A 16,719-nucleotide genomic window follows, 5' to 3' on the forward strand; every position below is an offset into this window, starting at 1 on the left:
AGAAATAAAAATTAAATATGAAGAAAACAGCATTGTACGACAAACATGTTTCTTTGGGAGCGAAAATCGTACCTTTCGCAGGTTTTGAAATGCCTGTTCAATATTCAGGGGTTACAGAAGAGCATTTTGCCGTAAGAGAAAAAGCAGGCTTATTTGATGTTTCCCACATGGGACAGTTTTTCATCGAAGGACCAGGTTCAAAAGATCTTTTGCAGTTCGTAACTACGAATAATATAGAGGCGCTTGAAAACGGAAAAGCTCAGTATTCTTGTCTTCCTAATGAAAACGGAGGAATTGTAGATGACCTTATCGTGTACAAAATGGAAGATGACAAATATTTTGTAGTAGTAAATGCTTCTAACATCGACAAAGACTGGAATCATATTTCAAAATACAATACTTTCGGGGCTACAATGACCAATGCTTCTGATGAAATGTCTTTATTGGCAGTTCAGGGGCCAAAAGCTACTGAAATTCTTCAAAAACTTACGGAAGTAAATCTTTCAGAAATCCCTTACTACCATTTTACTGTAGGAAGCGTTGCGGGAGAAAATAACGTAATCATTTCAAACACAGGATACACAGGCAGCGGAGGTTTTGAGATCTATTTCAATAACGATAGTGCTGAAAAACTTTGGGATGCCGTAATGGAAGCTGGTAAAGAAGAAGGAATTATTCCTTGCGGATTGGCTGCCAGAGATACTTTAAGATTAGAAAAAGGGTTCTGCCTTTACGGAAATGATATCGACGATACTACTTCTCCTATTGAAGCCGGTTTAGGATGGATCACCAAGTTTGATAAAGACTTCGTTTCCAAAGAGGTTTTCGCAAAACAGAAAGAAGAAGGAGTTGGAAGAAAATTAGTTGGTTTCGAATTAACAGACAAAGGAGTTCCAAGACACGATTATCCTGTAGTAGATGCTGAAGGAAATGTGATTGGAAAAGTAACTTCCGGAACACAGTCTCCAATGAAGAAAGTAGGGTTAGGTCTTGCGTATGTAGACAAGCCTCACTTCAAATTAGGATCTGAAATCTTTATTCAGGTAAGAAACAAGAACATTCCTGCAAAAGTGGTAAAAGCTCCTTTTGTATAATCTGTTCAAAAGATAATTAAAAAAAGGATGTTCTCTGCGAAGAGACATCCTTTTTTATTTTGTAATCTGATTAAGATTCTTTGCTTACAGGCTTCTACACGTTTACACCGAAAAATTTCTGCAGGTCTTCAACGTTCTTCTTATCATTTCCTATAAAAATCTCCTTGTCTGTCATAAAAACAGGTCTTTTCAGGAAAGTATAATGATCCAGCAGTAATTCTTTAAAATCTTTCTCTGTCAAAGACTTTACATCCAGCCCTCTCAATTTAATCTGAGTAGACTTTTTACTGAATAATGCTTCGTAGGATTTTGTTTTCTTATGCATTTCCGCCAATTCCTCTTTCGTGATCGGCTCTTTCTTAATTTCGCGGAGTTCCCAGCCTGTAAGATCAAATTGGGCTAAAATTTTTCTGCAAGTATCACAGGTGTTGAGATAAAATACTTTCTTCATGACTGTTTCTAAATCTGTTATTGGTTACAATTCCCTTTCATTGAAAGTTTCGTCTTTCAAAAGTAGGATTTAATCTAAAACTTTGGAAATTATTAAATAACTTTATTCAAATTTTATAAAGATGCAGAACAAGCCTATTACTTTTCAGTTTATTTCGGAGCCTTCAGATGTTAATTACGGAGGAAATGTGCATGGAGGAAGTGTTATGAAATGGATTGACCAGGCCGGTTATGCATGTGCCACCACCTGGAGTGGTAATTATTCTGTCACAGTATACGTTGGCGGAATCCGTTTTTACGATCCTATTAAAATTGGAGAAGTAGTAAAAGTAGACGCTCAGGTAATTTATACCGGAACATCCAGCATGCATATCGCCATTAATGTCTTTTCAAGAAACCTGAAACAGCCGAACTTTGATAAAAAAACCCATTGTATCATTGTTTTTGTGGCCGTAGATGAGAACGGAAAAAAACTTCCCGTTCCGAAATGGATTCCGGAAACAGAGGAAGAAAAGCAGCAGGAAATATATGCTAAACGCCTTATGGAACTGAGAACCCAGATTGAGGATGAGATGAAGCCGTTTTTGTAAGGGATGCGAGATTCGGGTTTCGAGGGTTTGAGTTTCGGGTTGCTAGTTGCTAGTTATTTTAGTTATTGGTTACCAACAACCTTAAACTCTAAAACTTGAACTTTAAACTCTCAAATCCTCCCATTCTCTAACCCAAACCCTAGAAACCCTAAACTAACATAACCAGCAACTAAAATAACCCAAACCCGTAACAAAAAACAACCAGCAATCAGTAATTTATTTTTGAAAAACAAATTCTTCTTTTTATATTTGCACTATCAAAAGGAAATGGTGTTCTTCCTTACCCAACCGCTTTATGAAAGCTGATGACGCCTGATTAAAAGATTATTAACAAATAACTAATCAGGATTACCATGTCTAAAAGTCAGCGAACACTTGTTAAAAAAGCAGTTTTTAATACCCTTTTTTTCTTCAGAAAATTTCCGGCGCTCCCCTATATTTTAAGATGGCTGTGTATCAGTATCATCATTGGACTTTTAGTGGGAACAGCTTCTGCTGGATTTCTCCAATCATTGGAATGGGCAACGAATTTCAGAGAAAACCATCTCTGGCTGATTGCATTGCTGCCAGCTGCCGGATTCCTGATAGGACTTCTTTATCATTATTTTGGAAAAGAGGTGGAAGCAGGAAACAATCTGTTGATTGACACAATTCATGAACCCAGGAGGATCATTCCGTTTAAAATGGCTCCCTTCGTTTACTTAGGAACAATCGTGACCCATTTTTTCGGAGGCTCAGCAGGGCGTGAAGGAACAGCTCTTCAAATGGCAGGCGCTATTGCCGATCAATTGGCTACACCTTTTAAGCTTGACAGAAATGAAAGAAAAACCCTGATTATTGCGGCTATTGCTGCCGGATTTGGTTCTGTTTTCGGAACACCGCTGGCAGGAGCTGTTTTTGGGCTTGAAGTTTTCCTGATTGGAAGAATTCGTTACACTGCTATTTTTCCGGCGTTTGCTTCTGCAATTCTTGCGGACTGGACGACCAGCTTATGGAATGTACAACATACACATTATCATATAGATTTTGTGCCCAAACTTGAATTCCTGCCCATCATTTATAGTATTCTGGCAGGTATAGCATTCGGAATATGTGCCGCTGCCTTCAGTAAATTAATCCATTGGATGGGCTCCGCTTTTAAATCAAAAATTAAATATCCGCCGCTTCGTCCTGTTGCAGGAGGAATTATTATAGCCCTTGCCGTTTTTGCGATGGGCACAACCCGCTATATAGGATTGGGAATTCCTGTGATTGTAGAATCTTTTGAAAAACAGCTTCCACTATATGATTTTGCCTTGAAAATGATTTTTACCATTGTTACCCTTTCAGCAGGATTCAAAGGAGGCGAGGTAACTCCTTTATTCTTTATTGGTGCTACCTTAGGCAGTGCCTTATCGCTTTTTATTCCGTTACCGTTCGGATTATTGGCAGGAATGGGTTTTGTTGCTGTATTTGCAGGGGCTACCAATACCCCGCTGGCCTGTATGCTGATGGGAATTGAATTGTTCGGGGCTGAATGTGGTGTATATGTGGCTATTGCATGCATTGCATCTTATCTGCTTTCCGGTCATAACAGTATTTATTCAAAACAGAAAATCGGGGAAGCGAAGAACAGAAGATTTGAAAGCCAGCAGGACAGATCTATTTCGGATTTTTTATAACGGATGCGAGATTCCGGGATTCGAGGTGCGGGTTGCTGGTTATTTTAGTTGCTGGTTATCCATAACGTTAAACTCTGAACTTTAAACTCTCAAACCCTCCCACCCTCAAACTCTCAAACTCATCAACTCCCTTTCACCATTTCCAACTATAATTCGTAATTTTACCCCATGTTCGATTACAGATTAAAAGTTTTCCATACGGTGGCTGCCCGGTTAAGTTTCACCAAAGCGTCAGAAGAACTTCATATTTCACAACCCGCTGTTACCAAACACATTAAAGAGATTGAGACCCAAATAGGCGCCAAGTTATTTGACCGCAAAGGAACTTCTATCCAACTGACTCCAAGCGGAAAAATTTTGTTTGAGCATGCTGAAAAGATCAGAAATATCTACCGTGATATGGAATTTGAGATCAGCCAGATTAATCAGCAGCATAAGGGAAAGCTGATTATAGGGGCTAGTACTACCGTTGCACAGTATATTCTACCGGAAATTCTTGCTAAATTCAATTCTTATTACAAAGAGATTAAGATTGAGCTTCTTACAGGAAATACAGAAACGATCTCCACACTTTTAAAAGAAGAAAAAATTGATCTTGGTATTATTGAAGGAGAATCCCAGTCTTCTTATTTTGAGTATAAAACTTTTAAACCTGATGAGATTGTTCTGGCGGCAAAATCAGATCACCCGCTTGCTCATAAAACTTTAAATCTGAAAGACCTTTACCAGTTGGATATGATCTTCAGAGAGCAGGGTTCCGGAACGCTGGAATTTATCCAAAACAGGCTTAAAGAAAAGGAAATCAATATTCATGAGCTCAATACCGTAATGCAGCTGGGAAGCAGCGAAAGTATTAAAAACTACCTTCTTTACTCGGACTGCATGGCCTTTCTTTCCATCAGCACTATTTTGAATGAATTGAAAAACAATGTACTGACCGTTATTGATATTAAAAATTTCAGCATTGAAAGGGATTTTCATTTTATCCTGCCCAAAGGTGAACAGTCTGAACTGATTAAACTGTTCCTCAGGTTTGCAGAATAATAAGCAATAAGCAATAAGCAATAAGCAATAAGCAATAAGCAAAGTTATAACTTTTAGTTATCCGGTATAACAAATTACGATTTAACTTGTTATACTATTTTCCGGAATTTTGATGCAGATTTTAAACGTTCGCATTATGAAAGATTCATTGCCAGTGAAATGAAACGGAAAATATTTTTTATGGTATTGGCAGCTGTATGCCTTACCCCGCTTATTTCTTCACCCATAGCCCTTGCCATGGGATTTGCCCTGGCTGTTTTGATGGGAAACCCTTTTGAAAAACATCTTCACAACTCTATTCATTTGCTGCTGCAGATTTCAATTGTTGGTCTCGGATTCGGGCTGAAACTTGACGAAGCTCTTCACGCCGGCAAAACAGGTCTGCTGCTAACCATTGTAAGTATCGTTACGGTAATGGTTTTAGGCTATTTTCTGGGAAAGGTCTTTAAACTGGAAAGCCCCTTATCTTATCTTCTTTCCGCCGGAACTGCGATATGTGGCGGGAGCGCTATTGCAGCTGTCTCACCTATTATTAAACCCAGTACAAAACAGATTTCTCTTGCTTTGGCCATTGTATTTACGTTAAACTCCATCGCACTGTTTGTTTATCCTGCCATAGGGCATCTTCTGAATCTTTCACAGGAACAGTTCGGGCTTTGGTGTGCAGTGGGAATTCATGATACAAGTTCTGTTGTAGGAGCTGCCAGTAAATATGGCGACGAATCATTGAAAATTGCAACTACAGTAAAACTTGCACGCGCACTCTGGATTATTCCTGTCTCATTGATTACCATGTTCATTTTTAAAAGCAAAGATTCCAAAATAAAAGTTCCGTGGTTTATAGGTTATTTTATTGTAGCCATTATTTTGAATACCTATTGCCCGTTTTTTGATCATTTCAGTACTTTTATTACCGTTGCGGCAAAATCCGGGCTGAATCTGACTTTATTTTTAATTGGATCTACCCTCTCTGTTCAAACCTTGAGATCAATCGGATTAAAACCTTTAGTGACGGCCGTTATTTTATGGGTAACGATAAGTGTTGGAAGTCTTCTTTACATTATTCAGTAAAAAGAGCAGAACCCTTCTGAAATCAAAAGGGTTCTGCATATTAAATGTGGAAATGTTTATTTCATACTGAAATAATTTCTTAAATCTCCCCGCAGGTATAAACCTGTGGGCAGCCGATATAAATAGAGCAATAATCAGGGCCTGTAACCGCACCTGAGCAGCTGCATCCGCAAAGAGACAGATCCGGCTTACCGCTTACTCCACCAGTGATATTTTTCAGGTCTTGTTTTCTCAGCTTTTTAGCGTTTTTCATAATGTTCATGTGGTTTAGTTTGATTAAACAATATAGTTTTAGTTACTTCCCAAAGTTAAACAAATATTAAATACTCGCAACAAAAACAATTAAAAAAATTAATAATTTACTGATTATAAATTCATTATTATATCCAAAATACGGATTATGACGATCTTATTTATTAAACAAATTAAATTATTCTGTAAATTCCAGATCCCTGTCATGCGTTTCCGAAATGGTAAGTGAAGAATAAAAAGCAAGCCCGAATACTACCACTCCTACGATAGCCGCACTTTCCACCACCGGAAAATGCCCCTTGAGAGAATCAAATGCAAAGATCATCACAGGCACTAACCCTCTTACCATGTTGGGAACAGTTGTGGTTGCTGTATTTCTGATATTTGTTCCAAACTGCTCTGCTGCCAGCGTCACAAACATCGCCCAATATCCTGTTCCAAAGCCCAGCCATACACAGAACATATAGTATCTGGTTTCCGTATTGGTATTGCCAAACAGCATGATTACCACGCCAATAAGGGTAAAGATCAGCATATAGAAGATGGCCATTTTACGTGATTTTAATGCGTGAGAGATGAAACCGCTTAACAGGTCACCTACAGAAATTCCTACATAGGCCCACATAATGGCCTTTCCGGGATTGATCTCTTTAATTCCTAATTCCGGGGCAAACTGATTCGCTAAAACCGCCAGAATGCCAATACAATACCAGGTAGGCAGCCCCACTGCAATGCATTTTAAATATCGTATCAGGCGGTCTTTATGGGTAAAAAAGGATAGAAAATTCCCTTTGGATACATTTTTATGGACAATATTCTTGTAAATTCCGGATTCGGATACACTTATTCTCAACAGCAGTAATAAGATTCCCATAACTCCACCAATGATGTAAGAGATATTCCAGCCTCCGGCCAGTTCTACAGTGAGCTGAGCGACTACAGCCCCCATTAATCCAAAACCGGCTACTACCGAGGTTCCGATGGCTCTTAAATTCTTCGGCAGACTTTCAGAAACCAGTGTAATTCCTGCTCCCAGCTCTCCGGCAAGCCCGATACCCGCAATAAACCTTAAACCGGCATATTGGTACACCAAATGCTCTTTTGGAAAATAGGGAAGAAAGCCACAGGCAATATTGGCTAAGGAATATACCAGAATAGAACCAAAAAGTACGGAAAGCCTTCCTTTTTTATCCCCGAAAATTCCCCAGAAAACACCTCCGAGAAGAAGCCCTACCATCTGACAGTTCAGAATGAAGGTTCCATCCGCATCAGGATTAAGGCCTAATGCCTTTAAACTGGGAATTCTAACGATTCCGAACAAAAGCAGGTCATAAATATCTACAAAATAGCCTAAGGCAGAAATAATAACGGGAATAGAGAAAATGTACTTCAGTTTTGAAGACAGGGACAGTTCTTGCATTTTTAAGTTTTGATAAAAATAAAAAACCTTTCAATTTCTTGAAAGGTTTTTATCAAATATCTTTTTCGGTGTATTATCTGGCAATATTTACAGCTCTTGTTTCCCGGATTACTGTTACTTTTACCTGTCCCGGATACGTCAGTTCATTCTGAATTTTCTCTGAGATATCATATGAAAGCTGAGAAGCAACTTCATCATTTACTTTTCCGCTCTCTACCATTACTCTCAGTTCTCTACCTGCCTGAATTGCATAAGCGCTGGATACTCCATCGAAGCTCAACGCAGCAGATTCAAGATCTTTCAGTCTCTGGATGTAAGATTCCAATACCTGTCTTCTTGCGCCCGGTCTTGCTCCTGAGATCGCATCGGCAACCTGGATGATCGGAGATAATAATGATTTCATTTCGATTTCATCGTGGTGAGCACCAATAGCGTTTACCACTTCAGGGTTTTCACCGTATTTCTCAGCCCACTGCATTCCTAAAAGAGCGTGAGGCAGTTCTGATTCCTGCTCAGGCACTTTACCGATATCGTGTAAAAGACCTGCTCTTTTGGCTAATTTTACGTTTAATCCTAACTCAGCAGCCATTGTAGCGGCAATGTTTGCTACCTCTCTTGAGTGCTGCAGTAAGTTTTGTCCGTAAGAAGAACGGTATTTCATTCTCCCTACGATTTTGATCAGTTCAGGGTGTAATCCGTGGATTCCTAAATCAATGATGGTTCTTTTTCCTACTTCAATGATTTCCTCTTCGATCTGTTTTCTTGTTTTTTCTACTACTTCTTCGATTCTCGCCGGGTGAATTCTGCCATCGGTTACCAATCTGTGGAGAGATAATCTTGCAATTTCTCTTCTTACAGGGTCAAAACATGAAAGAAGAATTGCTTCCGGAGTATCGTCAACAATAATTTCTACTCCTGTTACGGCTTCTAAAGCTCGGATGTTTCTACCTTCTCTACCAATGATTCTACCTTTTACTTCGTCAGATTCAATATTGAAAACTGATACTGAGTTTTCGATAGCCTGCTCGGTTCCGATTCTCTGAATAGTTTGAATAACGATTTTTCTCGCTTCGTTTTTGGCATTCATCTGAGCTTCTTCCATGATGCTCTGAACGTGTGCCTGCGCTCTTGTTTTTGCTTCGGCTCTCATGGTTTCTACCAATTCTGCTTTCGCTTCTTCAGCGGTGTAATTAGAGATTTTTTCCAGTATTTCTACTTTCTTGGCGTTAGCTGTATCTAATTCCTGCTGTTTTCTTTCAAGGATTTCGGTCTTTTTAGCATAGTCAGCGATCTGCTTATCCAGGTCTTTTTCAAGTTTTCCGGTCTTGCTAAGTTCGTCATTCAGCTTATGCTCCTTGTCTTTTGTTCTCTTTTCAATCTCCTGCATTTTCTTTTCGCGGGCCTGAATATCGGCATCATGCTGGGATTTCAGCTCCAGGAACTTTTCTTTGGCCTGAAGGTTCTTTTCTTTCTTTATGGATTCAGCCTGTACGTTAGCTTTTTCTATAAGGTTTTCGGCGTTTTTCTTAGCGTCATCTATGATGAACTTTGCCTTAGTATTCAGAGAGCTTCTGGAGAAAAGTATTCCCACTGCAGCCCCGATTACTAAACAAACAACACCTACTATAACTTCTATCATAATTTATATTGAGTTTTAATTGTATTCATATCCTTGTTCAATAAAAAAAGCCCACAATAATCCAGAGATTGAGAGTAAACTCCTAATCAACACGATTTGAACTGATTTCCACTGTCTGTAATCCGGAGATCCGGCACGCCATTCAATGGACATTTGTTCGGTAATTGTTTAGCGTTGAGTTTACCTTTAATGTGTTAGAATTATTGTAGGCAGTACTTTTCAGGAAAAAAAATCTATTTCCCGATTTCATTCAACGACTGATTAATCTGCGTTAACCTTTCGTTGGTAGAATTAATATTTTTTTCGTAGTTCAGAGAAACCACTTCTGCATTGGTTCCCAGTTTCAGGGCACACATTGCCAAAGCATCCTGTTTATCTCTTACATCGAAGTTCTGTTCAAAATCTTTAATCATATTCTCGATCTGCTTCCCTACCTTACGCAGCGTTTCTTCCTCTGCTGCCGGTACGTTCAGCGGATACACTCTTCCTGCAATGTTGACGGTTATTCTCCTTATCTCCATTATAATCCACTGTTTTGAAGCTGAGCAATACAGAAATCAATTTCTTTCACCAATCTGTTGATATGGTTTTTCATTAACCTATTGTGTTCAGGATTTCCTGATATTGCTGAATAAAGTTTTATATTTTTTTGTTCTTCTGCTAATACCTGATTTTTTCTTCTTTCCTCATCATATTTCTTCTTCAATTCTTCATGCTCAATACTTAATTCTTTTAAATTTTCCGTAAGATTTTTATAGTTCTTTTGCAGAGTCGAAATCTTTCTCTCTAATTCTGAAAAATTGTTTTCTAAATCTTGAAGCATTTCAGGTTTGTATATTCTAACTAAAAGCAAAAATAAAAAAATAATAACACTAACAAAAATAAAACACTCTATATTTTGATATAACAACAAAAAAGGAGGTGCCAATGCACCTCCTGTCTATTTTTCAATGAAATATTTTTTATTCAAATTTCAAAACGAACATGACAGCTCTGGTCTGTAACGTAGAAATTGCAGATGCCCAGTAAGGCGGTGTTGTAGCATTATCTGCCACTTTCTCATTGTTCATGAAGAAAGTACCTCTTACGGCAGGAGTCAGTTTAAACTTGTTGAAATAAAACTGAATTCCCATTTCTGCAGACCAGGCAAAATTATGTGTGGTAGATCTGTAGATTCCCTGCATGTTGTCATCAGTAGAAGTTGCGTTAGACTGAAGGTTTACTACATAGTTTACCCCGGCCGCAACGTAAGGTCTTGAATTGTACCATCTCTGACCATGAAGCTCCAACAATACAGGAATATCAATCAGGGTAGATTTAATTTCTCTTACTCTATCTTTTTCCTGCAGAGGAAATGGCATAAAAGGAGGATTGGTCAGAGACCCGCCTGCATAGATGTCATTGGATTGAGTATTAAAAGTCAACTGTCTTTGTGCAAACTGTAAACCTGGTTCTATTCTTACGTCAAGATAGTCGTTCAGTCTCCATTTTGCAATAAGCCCGGCACCGAAACTATAACTTTCCTTAGAGGTAACAAGGTTTTCATTATCATTCATCCCGTACTTCGGATGCAAAACAATGCGGTAATCCAGTCTGTTCCCGTTCAAATAAAACCCCCAACTGAATTTCTGTTCGTCGAAATCTTCCAGCTTATCCATTCTGTTTCGGGTTCTGAATTGCGCGTTTGCAAAAACGGCAACATTTACTGAGGTTAAAACCAGTGCTTTTAATAGAAATTTATTCATAGGTTACTTTGTTGCTTTATAAATTGTGGCTATACCTAAACTTAATTTTTTATATTCAACTTTCTTAAATCCCGTATCTAAAAGAATTTGCTTCATCTTCTCCCCGAAAGGAAAAGCATTTACAGAATCCGGAAGGTATGTATACGCCCTATTATCCTTAGAAACCAGTCTGCCGATGGCAGGTAATATATTTTTGAAATAAAACATATACAATGGCCCCATGAAACCCTCAACCTTTGAAAACTCCAGTATATAAACACTTTTGTTATCTTTAACTACTCTTCTTAACTCTGCCAAACCTTTGGTCAGGTTTTCAAAATTCCTTACTCCAAATGCAACGGAAACAGCATCGAATCTATTGTCCTCAAAAGGTAAATTTTCTGCATCTCCTTTTTGCATGGAAATTTTGCCGTCTAATTTAAGTTTTTTTATTTTAATAACGCCAACATTCAGCATTTGTTGTGATAAATCTAATCCAACTACTTTAGAACCGGTTCCTTTTTCAATAGCAATTGCCAGATCTCCCGTTCCTGTAGCCACATCCAGCACTTCCTGCGGATTATCATTTTTCATCCATCTTACCAGTTTGTTTCTCCACAAAACATCAATTTTCATGGATAAAACATGGTTCAGAAGGTCGTACTTCGGTGCGATGTTGTCGAACATATCCTCTACCTGGCTCTTCTTTGTAGCCTCCGAATTGTAGGGAGTAACTTTGGTGATATCTTTTGTCAAAACTTAAAACTTGTAATATTCTTTGTAATAATTTAGGTAATCCTGCTTTCTGAAGATTTTGGATCTTGATTCCACCTGCTGGATATTCTTGATCACTTTGTCATAGTCTTCATCTACATTGTAATAAAAATCTTCTGTATAAAGCTTATTGAAGCGTCTTGCTCCGCCGTAATAATCCTTTCCGTCAATAACAGTTTTATCAAGGGCCGACAGCAGGGAATCTTTTTTAAGATTGTATCCGTAATACTGATCGTTTATATAATAATCCTGGTGGGTAATATTAATAAGACCACGAAGTTTATTCACTTCAAATGCTGAATCATAAAGCATTTTTTTGTTCTGATCAAAAACCTGAATAGAGTTTTTCCCTTTATTCAAATCCACATGCACATACTGCCCGGCAGAGATAATTCCTTCAGATCCGTTATTGATCTTAAAGTAATACGTATTCGGGGTAGGATTATCTACAACATAATAATTCTTCTTGGCTAAAAAAAGGAAGTAGATCCCAAAGGCAACGATAAACGCCACAGCTGCAATAAGTAAGCCTTTTAAGGACGAGTTGTTTTTCATAGATTGTAAAGTACAATTTTTGCAAATTTAATAATATTTTTAATTCTCTGTTATTAATATTAATTATTAACTTTGCATCTTTAAAAAAATCATATAAACGAATGCCGAATACGATCATTATTGGCTCTGGATCTTATATTCCGAACAGAGTTATTGGTAGAGATTACTTCATGAATTCCGAGTTTTATACAGAAGACGGAGTAAAGATTGAAAAGCCTGTGGAAGAGACCATTGCGAAATTTGTAGAGATTACAGAAATCGAAAACAGGAGATTCATTGAAGATGATCTTTCCAACTCACAAATCGGTTATGAAGCTGCAAAAATTGCCCTTGAAGATGCAAAAGTAGACGGCGAAGATTTGGATTATATTATCTATGCAAGTAATTTCGGGGAAGTTACCGAAAACGGATATGCTGATTTTATGCCGACCATGGCAGCAAGAGTGAAGAATAAACTGGGTATTAAAAACAGAAAATGCGTAACTTATGATATGCTTTTCGGATGTCCGGGATGGGTAGAAGCTATGATTTTGGCTGATAATCTGATTAAGGCTAAGGTTGCTAAAACAATTCTTGTAATTGGGGGAGAAACACTGAGCAGAGTAACAGATCCTCATGACAGAAACAGAATGATTTTTGCTGACGGTGCAGGAGCGGTAGTAGTAAAAGCGACTGACGATGAAAATGTAGGAATCATCGCTCATAATACAATCTGTGACAACGGACCGGAGTTGAACTATCTTGAAAACGCCCCATCCATCAACAAAGAAGTAGATCAGAAACGTCTTTATGTAAGAATGCTGGGAAGAAAAATCTATGAGTACGCTCTTAAGAACGTACCGGTTGCTATTAAGGACACTATTACAGATGCAGGTCTTTCTATTGAAGATATAGATAAAATCTTAATACATCAGGCTAACGCTAAAATGGATTATGCAATGATTGAAAGACTTCACAAGCTTTATGATGTGAAAGAATATGATCATGCGATCTCTCCTATGACCATTCAGGAGTTCGGAAACACTTCCGTGGCTACCATTCCTACCATGTATGATTTAATAATTAAAGGAAAAATGGAGGGTCAATCGTTTAAAGATAATGGTAACGTTGTTATGACTTCGGTAGGTGCCGGAATGAACATCAATGCTATCGTTTATAGATTTCCTAAAAAGTAATATTTAAACCATTAAAAATATAAAAGCACAGGGAAGTTTATTCTTTGTGCTTTTTTTGATCAGACATGCAAAAAAATTTTTTAATCATCGCCGGAATCTTCCTCTTTTTGGAAGTATATATTTACCAGGCTGTCAAAACACTTACGGACAACTTCTGGATCAGAATCGGATATTGGGCCATATCATTAACGGTGTATGCTATTTTCGCTTATGAAGTTACTCATTACCAAAGGTCAGACCGAAGCATGGTACGGGCTCAGATCATGATTTCTTTATTTTTGATCTTTATTCTTCCTAAAATTTTCGTGGTTCTTTTTTTATTAATTGATGATCTTTTCAGAATAGGAGGATATCTTATTGGTTTTACGAAGCCCACGGAGAACTTCTTTCCGGAAAGAAGAAAGTTTCTGAGCCTTGTAGGGCTTGGAATGAGCGGAGTTCTTTCAGCACTTTTCATAGACGGAATTACATTCGGAAAATACAGACACAAAGTAAGAAGAGTACGGGTCAATTTCACCAATCTGCCGAAAAGTTTTAAAGGCTACAAGATCATTCAGATTTCCGATGTTCACAGCGGAAGCTTTTCTGATCCCAGTAAGCTGCAGCATGCTATAGATCTGATCAATGAGCAAAAACCAGACTTAGTATTATTTACAGGAGATATGGTCAATAATGTCTCAGATGAATTTAAACCTTTTATCCCTTTATTTTCAAAAATTAAGGCGAAAGACGGCAAGTTTGCGGTATTAGGCAACCACGATTACGGAGATTATGTAACCTGGGAATCCCCTGCAGCCAAAAAGAAGAACCTGGACACCCTCATCGACTACGAAAAGCAGGCTGGTTTTGACATGCTGAGAAACGAACACAGAGTGATTGAGAAAAACGGAGAAAAGATTTACATTCTCGGTGTTGAAAACTGGGGGCTCAAACCTTTCCCACAATTCGGAAAAATAGATGATGCCTTAAAAGGCGTGCCTGAATCTGCCACCAAAATTTTAATGAGCCATGACCCTACCCATTTTGATTATGTGGTAAAAAAACACCCTTCCAACATTCACCTGACCCTTTCAGGACACACCCATGGAATGCAGTTTGGCTTAGATCTTAAAAATGTAAAATGGTCACCGGTACAGTACAGATACCCAAAATGGGCTGATTTATATGAAAGTGAAGGAAAACTACTGTACGTAAACAGAGGCTTTGGGGTATTGGGATATCCGGGAAGAGTGGGCGTCCTGCCAGAGATTACACTTTTCGAATTGAGTTAAGATTCGGGAGCTGTACGTTGTTTGGCTGCAGGTTTCTTGTAATCGTAATTTTTTATTAGTACTCATATAAAACATTAAACCTTTAATCTTAAATTTCGAATTCTCTTTATCCCAGCACACTAAAAACTAAAAAATATAATCTTTCATGCGGGAAGTAGCCATTTCCCTGCTATTGAGGAAGGTAAGGAGGGCATCTAATTTGTCCTCCATTTTTTTGCCCGAAAAGAAACTTCGGTAAAAAGGAATATCAAAACGGTATTTTTTAAAATCCGTAAACTGCCATGTATTGAGATAGATCAGCACAAACTCTTCGTTCTGCAAGGTCTCCAAAACCATATTCTGATAATACTTCATCGGCAGAATCTGAAATACAAAATCATTATAAGGAAGCTGGCTGTACGGAGAGATACTTTCCGGAACAATACTCAATCCGTCCTCTTCTGTAATTACCGTGTCTCTTTTGAGTCTTTTAAAAGGAAAAAGAATATTGGCATTATCAATATTGGAAACATAATTGAATTCCATCAGCTTTAAGATTTCCTGTGAGACTTTCACATCTTTCTGACGGATTCCCCTGATCTGCTTTTCCAAAAGATCCTGAATATTCTTTTTAGCATTTTCAATTTCTTCGGGATTCGATCCTTTATTATAAAAAGCAATTTCATGCCCTTTGGATGAAATTGCTTTTATTAAATTCTGAAGTTTTCCGGTAAGAGAAATCTCTACAAAAAAACTTGATTTGATATCATGAATATCTAAAATTCTAAGAATTGCTTTGGTATTATCTTCTGTAATTTTCAGTCTCTCATCAGCAGTAATTTCGGTGCCGTTTTTCACACAGGCTTCTATTTCTGTGATGTTAAAAGTTAATAATACCATGTAAATTAAATTTTATATAAATTTTGTAAAATATTAAAAATCAGATGTTAAATAAATTTTTAATTAAAGTAAAACTTTACATAATTAAATCTTTCCCAATTTTACTTTCAGATTCTTAATCATATCTTTTGTCATTTCAGAAATTCCGAAATCGTACGTCATACCCCAGTCTTTTTTCGCTACAGAATCGTCAATTGATGCTGGCCATGAATCTGCAATGGCCTGTCTGAAATCTGGATTGTAATCAATAGAAAAATCCGGAATTTCTTTCTTGATTTCTTCTGCCAGTTCTTTAGGAGTAAATGACATTCCACCTAAGTTATAGGACGAGCGAACCGTTACACTTTCTTTCGGAGCATCCATTAATTTCAAGGTTGCATTGATGGCATCATCCATATACAACATCGGCATTCCTGTATTTTCGGAAATAAAACTGGTATACTTTCCGTCTTCAATGGCTTTGTAGAAAATCTCAACTGCATAATCTGTAGTTCCGCCCCCTGCAGGAGTCTTCCACGAGATCAATCCGGGATACCTGATACTTCTTACATCTACTCCATATTTGTCGAAATAATATTCGCACCACTTCTCCCCTGCCATTTTAGAGATTCCATAAACAGTGGTTGGGTTTAGCACTACATCCTGTCCCACATCATGCTTTGGAATTCCTTTTCCAAATACAGCGATTGAGCTTGGCCAGAAAATCTTTTTAAGAAGCCCTTCTTTAGCCATTTCACAAAAATGGAGCAGCGGCTCAAGATTCAGCTTCCATGCAAAGACAGGCTGCTTTTCCGAAGTTCCGGATAAAAGTGAAGCCAGGTGATACACTGTAGTGATCTCATAATCATGAATCACCTGTCTTACCAATTGGGTATTGGTAACATCCATTCTTTCATAGTGTCCGGCAGAAGTAATTCCTTCCTGCCATCTGTCTAATCCTGAAGCAACCACGTTTTCAGCTCCGTGGATTTCAACAAGTCTGTTCGTAAGTTCGGTACCAATTTGTCCCAAGGCACCTGTAATCAGTATTCTTTCCGTATAGGATTCCATTTTTCAGATTTTTTTAGAATTGTACAAAAGTAAAAAAAACATGCCAACCATAATAATAAAGGTGTATTTA

18 protein-coding genes and 1 riboswitch are annotated in these 16,719 nt (G+C 37.9%); of the genes, 7 read left to right on the forward strand and 11 right to left on the reverse strand.

Going from position 1 to position 16,719, the window contains the following annotated elements; genetic code table 11:
- Nucleotides 1-17 precede the first annotated feature (17 nt).
- Nucleotides 18-1,094 carry a glycine cleavage system aminomethyltransferase GcvT gene (gcvT, locus tag BLW74_RS19920; protein ID WP_089695572.1) on the forward strand — a complete coding sequence of 359 codons (1,077 nt, stop codon included), beginning with the start codon at nucleotides 18-20 and terminating at the stop codon, nucleotides 1,092-1,094.
- Between the two features lie 94 nt (nucleotides 1,095-1,188).
- Here the strand turns inward: gcvT and BLW74_RS19925 are convergent, their stop codons facing one another.
- On the reverse strand, nucleotides 1,189-1,545 hold the full coding sequence (locus BLW74_RS19925) for an arsenate reductase family protein (RefSeq protein ID WP_089695576.1): 357 nt from the start codon (nucleotides 1,543-1,545) through the stop codon (nucleotides 1,189-1,191).
- Nucleotides 1,546-1,666: 121 nt separating this feature from the next.
- On the opposite strand from BLW74_RS19925, the gene BLW74_RS19930 reads away from it, so the two are divergent.
- The 4 genes from BLW74_RS19930 to BLW74_RS19945 all read left to right on the forward strand — a co-directional run bounded on the left by BLW74_RS19930 (nucleotide 1,667) and on the right by BLW74_RS19945 (nucleotide 5,910).
- Nucleotides 1,667-2,134: an acyl-CoA thioesterase gene (locus BLW74_RS19930; RefSeq protein WP_089695579.1), complete on the forward strand. Its 468-nt coding sequence runs from the start codon at nucleotides 1,667-1,669 to the stop codon at nucleotides 2,132-2,134.
- A gap of 254 nt (nucleotides 2,135-2,388) precedes the next feature.
- Nucleotides 2,389-2,456: riboswitch (Fluoride riboswitch) on the forward strand.
- Between the two features lie 31 nt (nucleotides 2,457-2,487).
- Complete coding sequence (locus tag BLW74_RS19935) at nucleotides 2,488-3,795, forward strand: voltage-gated chloride channel family protein (protein ID WP_089695583.1); 1,308 nt, start codon at nucleotides 2,488-2,490, stop codon at nucleotides 3,793-3,795.
- A 168-nt stretch (nucleotides 3,796-3,963) separates the two neighbouring features.
- Nucleotides 3,964-4,839: a LysR family transcriptional regulator gene (locus tag BLW74_RS19940; protein ID WP_089695586.1), complete on the forward strand. Its 876-nt coding sequence runs from the start codon at nucleotides 3,964-3,966 to the stop codon at nucleotides 4,837-4,839.
- A 159-nt stretch (nucleotides 4,840-4,998) separates the two neighbouring features.
- The gene (locus BLW74_RS19945) at nucleotides 4,999-5,910 is read left to right on the forward strand and encodes a YeiH family protein (RefSeq protein WP_089695589.1); all 912 of its coding nucleotides are present in this window, start codon (nucleotides 4,999-5,001) and stop codon (nucleotides 5,908-5,910) included.
- Nucleotides 5,911-5,989: 79 nt separating this feature from the next.
- On the opposite strand, the gene BLW74_RS19950 is transcribed toward BLW74_RS19945, so the two are convergent.
- From BLW74_RS19950 to BLW74_RS19985, 8 genes are all read right to left on the reverse strand, one after another.
- On the reverse strand, nucleotides 5,990-6,172 hold the full coding sequence (locus BLW74_RS19950; RefSeq protein ID WP_089695591.1) for a hypothetical protein: 183 nt from the start codon (nucleotides 6,170-6,172) through the stop codon (nucleotides 5,990-5,992).
- Between the two features lie 168 nt (nucleotides 6,173-6,340).
- Complete coding sequence (locus BLW74_RS19955; protein WP_089695594.1) at nucleotides 6,341-7,582, reverse strand: MFS transporter; 1,242 nt, start codon at nucleotides 7,580-7,582, stop codon at nucleotides 6,341-6,343.
- 73 nt (nucleotides 7,583-7,655) lie between these two features.
- The gene (rny, locus tag BLW74_RS19960) at nucleotides 7,656-9,221 is read right to left on the reverse strand and encodes a ribonuclease Y (RefSeq protein WP_185116374.1); all 1,566 of its coding nucleotides are present in this window, start codon (nucleotides 9,219-9,221) and stop codon (nucleotides 7,656-7,658) included.
- A gap of 233 nt (nucleotides 9,222-9,454) precedes the next feature.
- Entirely contained in the window at nucleotides 9,455-9,742 is a 288-nt protein-coding gene (locus tag BLW74_RS19965; protein WP_077415090.1) for a cell division protein ZapA, read from the reverse strand.
- A complete protein-coding gene (locus BLW74_RS19970; protein ID WP_228424981.1) occupies nucleotides 9,742-10,149 on the reverse strand; it encodes a FlxA-like family protein in 408 nt (135 codons plus the stop codon). Before BLW74_RS19970 ends, BLW74_RS19965 begins: the two co-directional genes overlap by 1 nt.
- Nucleotides 10,150-10,183: 34 nt before the next feature.
- On the reverse strand, nucleotides 10,184-10,966 hold the full coding sequence (porT, locus tag BLW74_RS19975; protein ID WP_089695600.1) for a type IX secretion/gliding motility protein PorT/SprT: 783 nt from the start codon (nucleotides 10,964-10,966) through the stop codon (nucleotides 10,184-10,186).
- A 3-nt stretch (nucleotides 10,967-10,969) separates the two neighbouring features.
- A complete protein-coding gene (ubiE, locus tag BLW74_RS19980; RefSeq protein ID WP_089695603.1) occupies nucleotides 10,970-11,701 on the reverse strand; it encodes a bifunctional demethylmenaquinone methyltransferase/2-methoxy-6-polyprenyl-1,4-benzoquinol methylase UbiE in 732 nt (243 codons plus the stop codon).
- Nucleotides 11,702-11,704: 3 nt separating this feature from the next.
- The gene (locus BLW74_RS19985) at nucleotides 11,705-12,274 is read right to left on the reverse strand and encodes a hypothetical protein (RefSeq protein ID WP_089695606.1); all 570 of its coding nucleotides are present in this window, start codon (nucleotides 12,272-12,274) and stop codon (nucleotides 11,705-11,707) included.
- A gap of 101 nt (nucleotides 12,275-12,375) precedes the next feature.
- Between BLW74_RS19985 and BLW74_RS19990 the strand changes: the two genes are divergently transcribed.
- On the forward strand, nucleotides 12,376-13,449 hold the full coding sequence (locus BLW74_RS19990; RefSeq protein ID WP_089695610.1) for a 3-oxoacyl-ACP synthase III family protein: 1,074 nt from the start codon (nucleotides 12,376-12,378) through the stop codon (nucleotides 13,447-13,449).
- A 65-nt stretch (nucleotides 13,450-13,514) separates the two neighbouring features.
- Complete coding sequence (locus BLW74_RS19995; protein ID WP_089695613.1) at nucleotides 13,515-14,720, forward strand: metallophosphoesterase; 1,206 nt, start codon at nucleotides 13,515-13,517, stop codon at nucleotides 14,718-14,720.
- A 126-nt stretch (nucleotides 14,721-14,846) separates the two neighbouring features.
- On the opposite strand, the gene BLW74_RS20000 is transcribed toward BLW74_RS19995, so the two are convergent.
- Both BLW74_RS20000 and BLW74_RS20005 read right to left on the reverse strand, forming a co-directional pair.
- Nucleotides 14,847-15,599, reverse strand: coding sequence for a polysaccharide deacetylase family protein (locus BLW74_RS20000; protein WP_089695615.1), 753 nt, complete (start codon nucleotides 15,597-15,599; stop codon nucleotides 14,847-14,849).
- 84 nt (nucleotides 15,600-15,683) lie between these two features.
- Complete coding sequence (locus tag BLW74_RS20005) at nucleotides 15,684-16,649, reverse strand: NAD-dependent epimerase/dehydratase family protein (protein ID WP_089695618.1); 966 nt, start codon at nucleotides 16,647-16,649, stop codon at nucleotides 15,684-15,686.
- Between the last annotated feature and the right edge of the window lie 70 nt (nucleotides 16,650-16,719).

The organism is Chryseobacterium culicis (assembly GCF_900108365.1).
Classification (GTDB): Bacteria; Bacteroidota; Bacteroidia; order Flavobacteriales; family Weeksellaceae; genus Chryseobacterium; species Chryseobacterium culicis.

Coding starts and splice junctions, on each gene's coding strand:
- rny (WP_185116374.1), bottom strand. CDS start 9,221: ATGATAGAAGTTATAGTAGGTGTTGTTTGTTTAGTAATCGGGGCTGCA.
- BLW74_RS19955 (WP_089695594.1), bottom strand. CDS start 7,582: ATGCAAGAACTGTCCCTGTCTTCAAAACTGAAGTACATTTTCTCTATT.
- BLW74_RS19985 (WP_089695606.1), bottom strand. CDS start 12,274: ATGAAAAACAACTCGTCCTTAAAAGGCTTACTTATTGCAGCTGTGGCG.
- BLW74_RS19940 (WP_089695586.1), top strand. CDS start 3,964: ATGTTCGATTACAGATTAAAAGTTTTCCATACGGTGGCTGCCCGGTTA.
- BLW74_RS19935 (WP_089695583.1), top strand. CDS start 2,488: ATGTCTAAAAGTCAGCGAACACTTGTTAAAAAAGCAGTTTTTAATACC.
- BLW74_RS19945 (WP_089695589.1), top strand. CDS start 4,999: ATGAAACGGAAAATATTTTTTATGGTATTGGCAGCTGTATGCCTTACC.
- gcvT (WP_089695572.1), top strand. CDS start 18: ATGAAGAAAACAGCATTGTACGACAAACATGTTTCTTTGGGAGCGAAA.
- BLW74_RS20000 (WP_089695615.1), bottom strand. CDS start 15,599: ATGGTATTATTAACTTTTAACATCACAGAAATAGAAGCCTGTGTGAAA.
- BLW74_RS19965 (WP_077415090.1), bottom strand. CDS start 9,742: ATGGAGATAAGGAGAATAACCGTCAACATTGCAGGAAGAGTGTATCCG.
- BLW74_RS19925 (WP_089695576.1), bottom strand. CDS start 1,545: ATGAAGAAAGTATTTTATCTCAACACCTGTGATACTTGCAGAAAAATT.
- porT (WP_089695600.1), bottom strand. CDS start 10,966: ATGAATAAATTTCTATTAAAAGCACTGGTTTTAACCTCAGTAAATGTT.
- BLW74_RS19995 (WP_089695613.1), top strand. CDS start 13,515: ATGCAAAAAAATTTTTTAATCATCGCCGGAATCTTCCTCTTTTTGGAA.
- BLW74_RS20005 (WP_089695618.1), bottom strand. CDS start 16,649: ATGGAATCCTATACGGAAAGAATACTGATTACAGGTGCCTTGGGACAA.
- BLW74_RS19950 (WP_089695591.1), bottom strand. CDS start 6,172: ATGAACATTATGAAAAACGCTAAAAAGCTGAGAAAACAAGACCTGAAA.
- BLW74_RS19990 (WP_089695610.1), top strand. CDS start 12,376: ATGCCGAATACGATCATTATTGGCTCTGGATCTTATATTCCGAACAGA.
- BLW74_RS19930 (WP_089695579.1), top strand. CDS start 1,667: ATGCAGAACAAGCCTATTACTTTTCAGTTTATTTCGGAGCCTTCAGAT.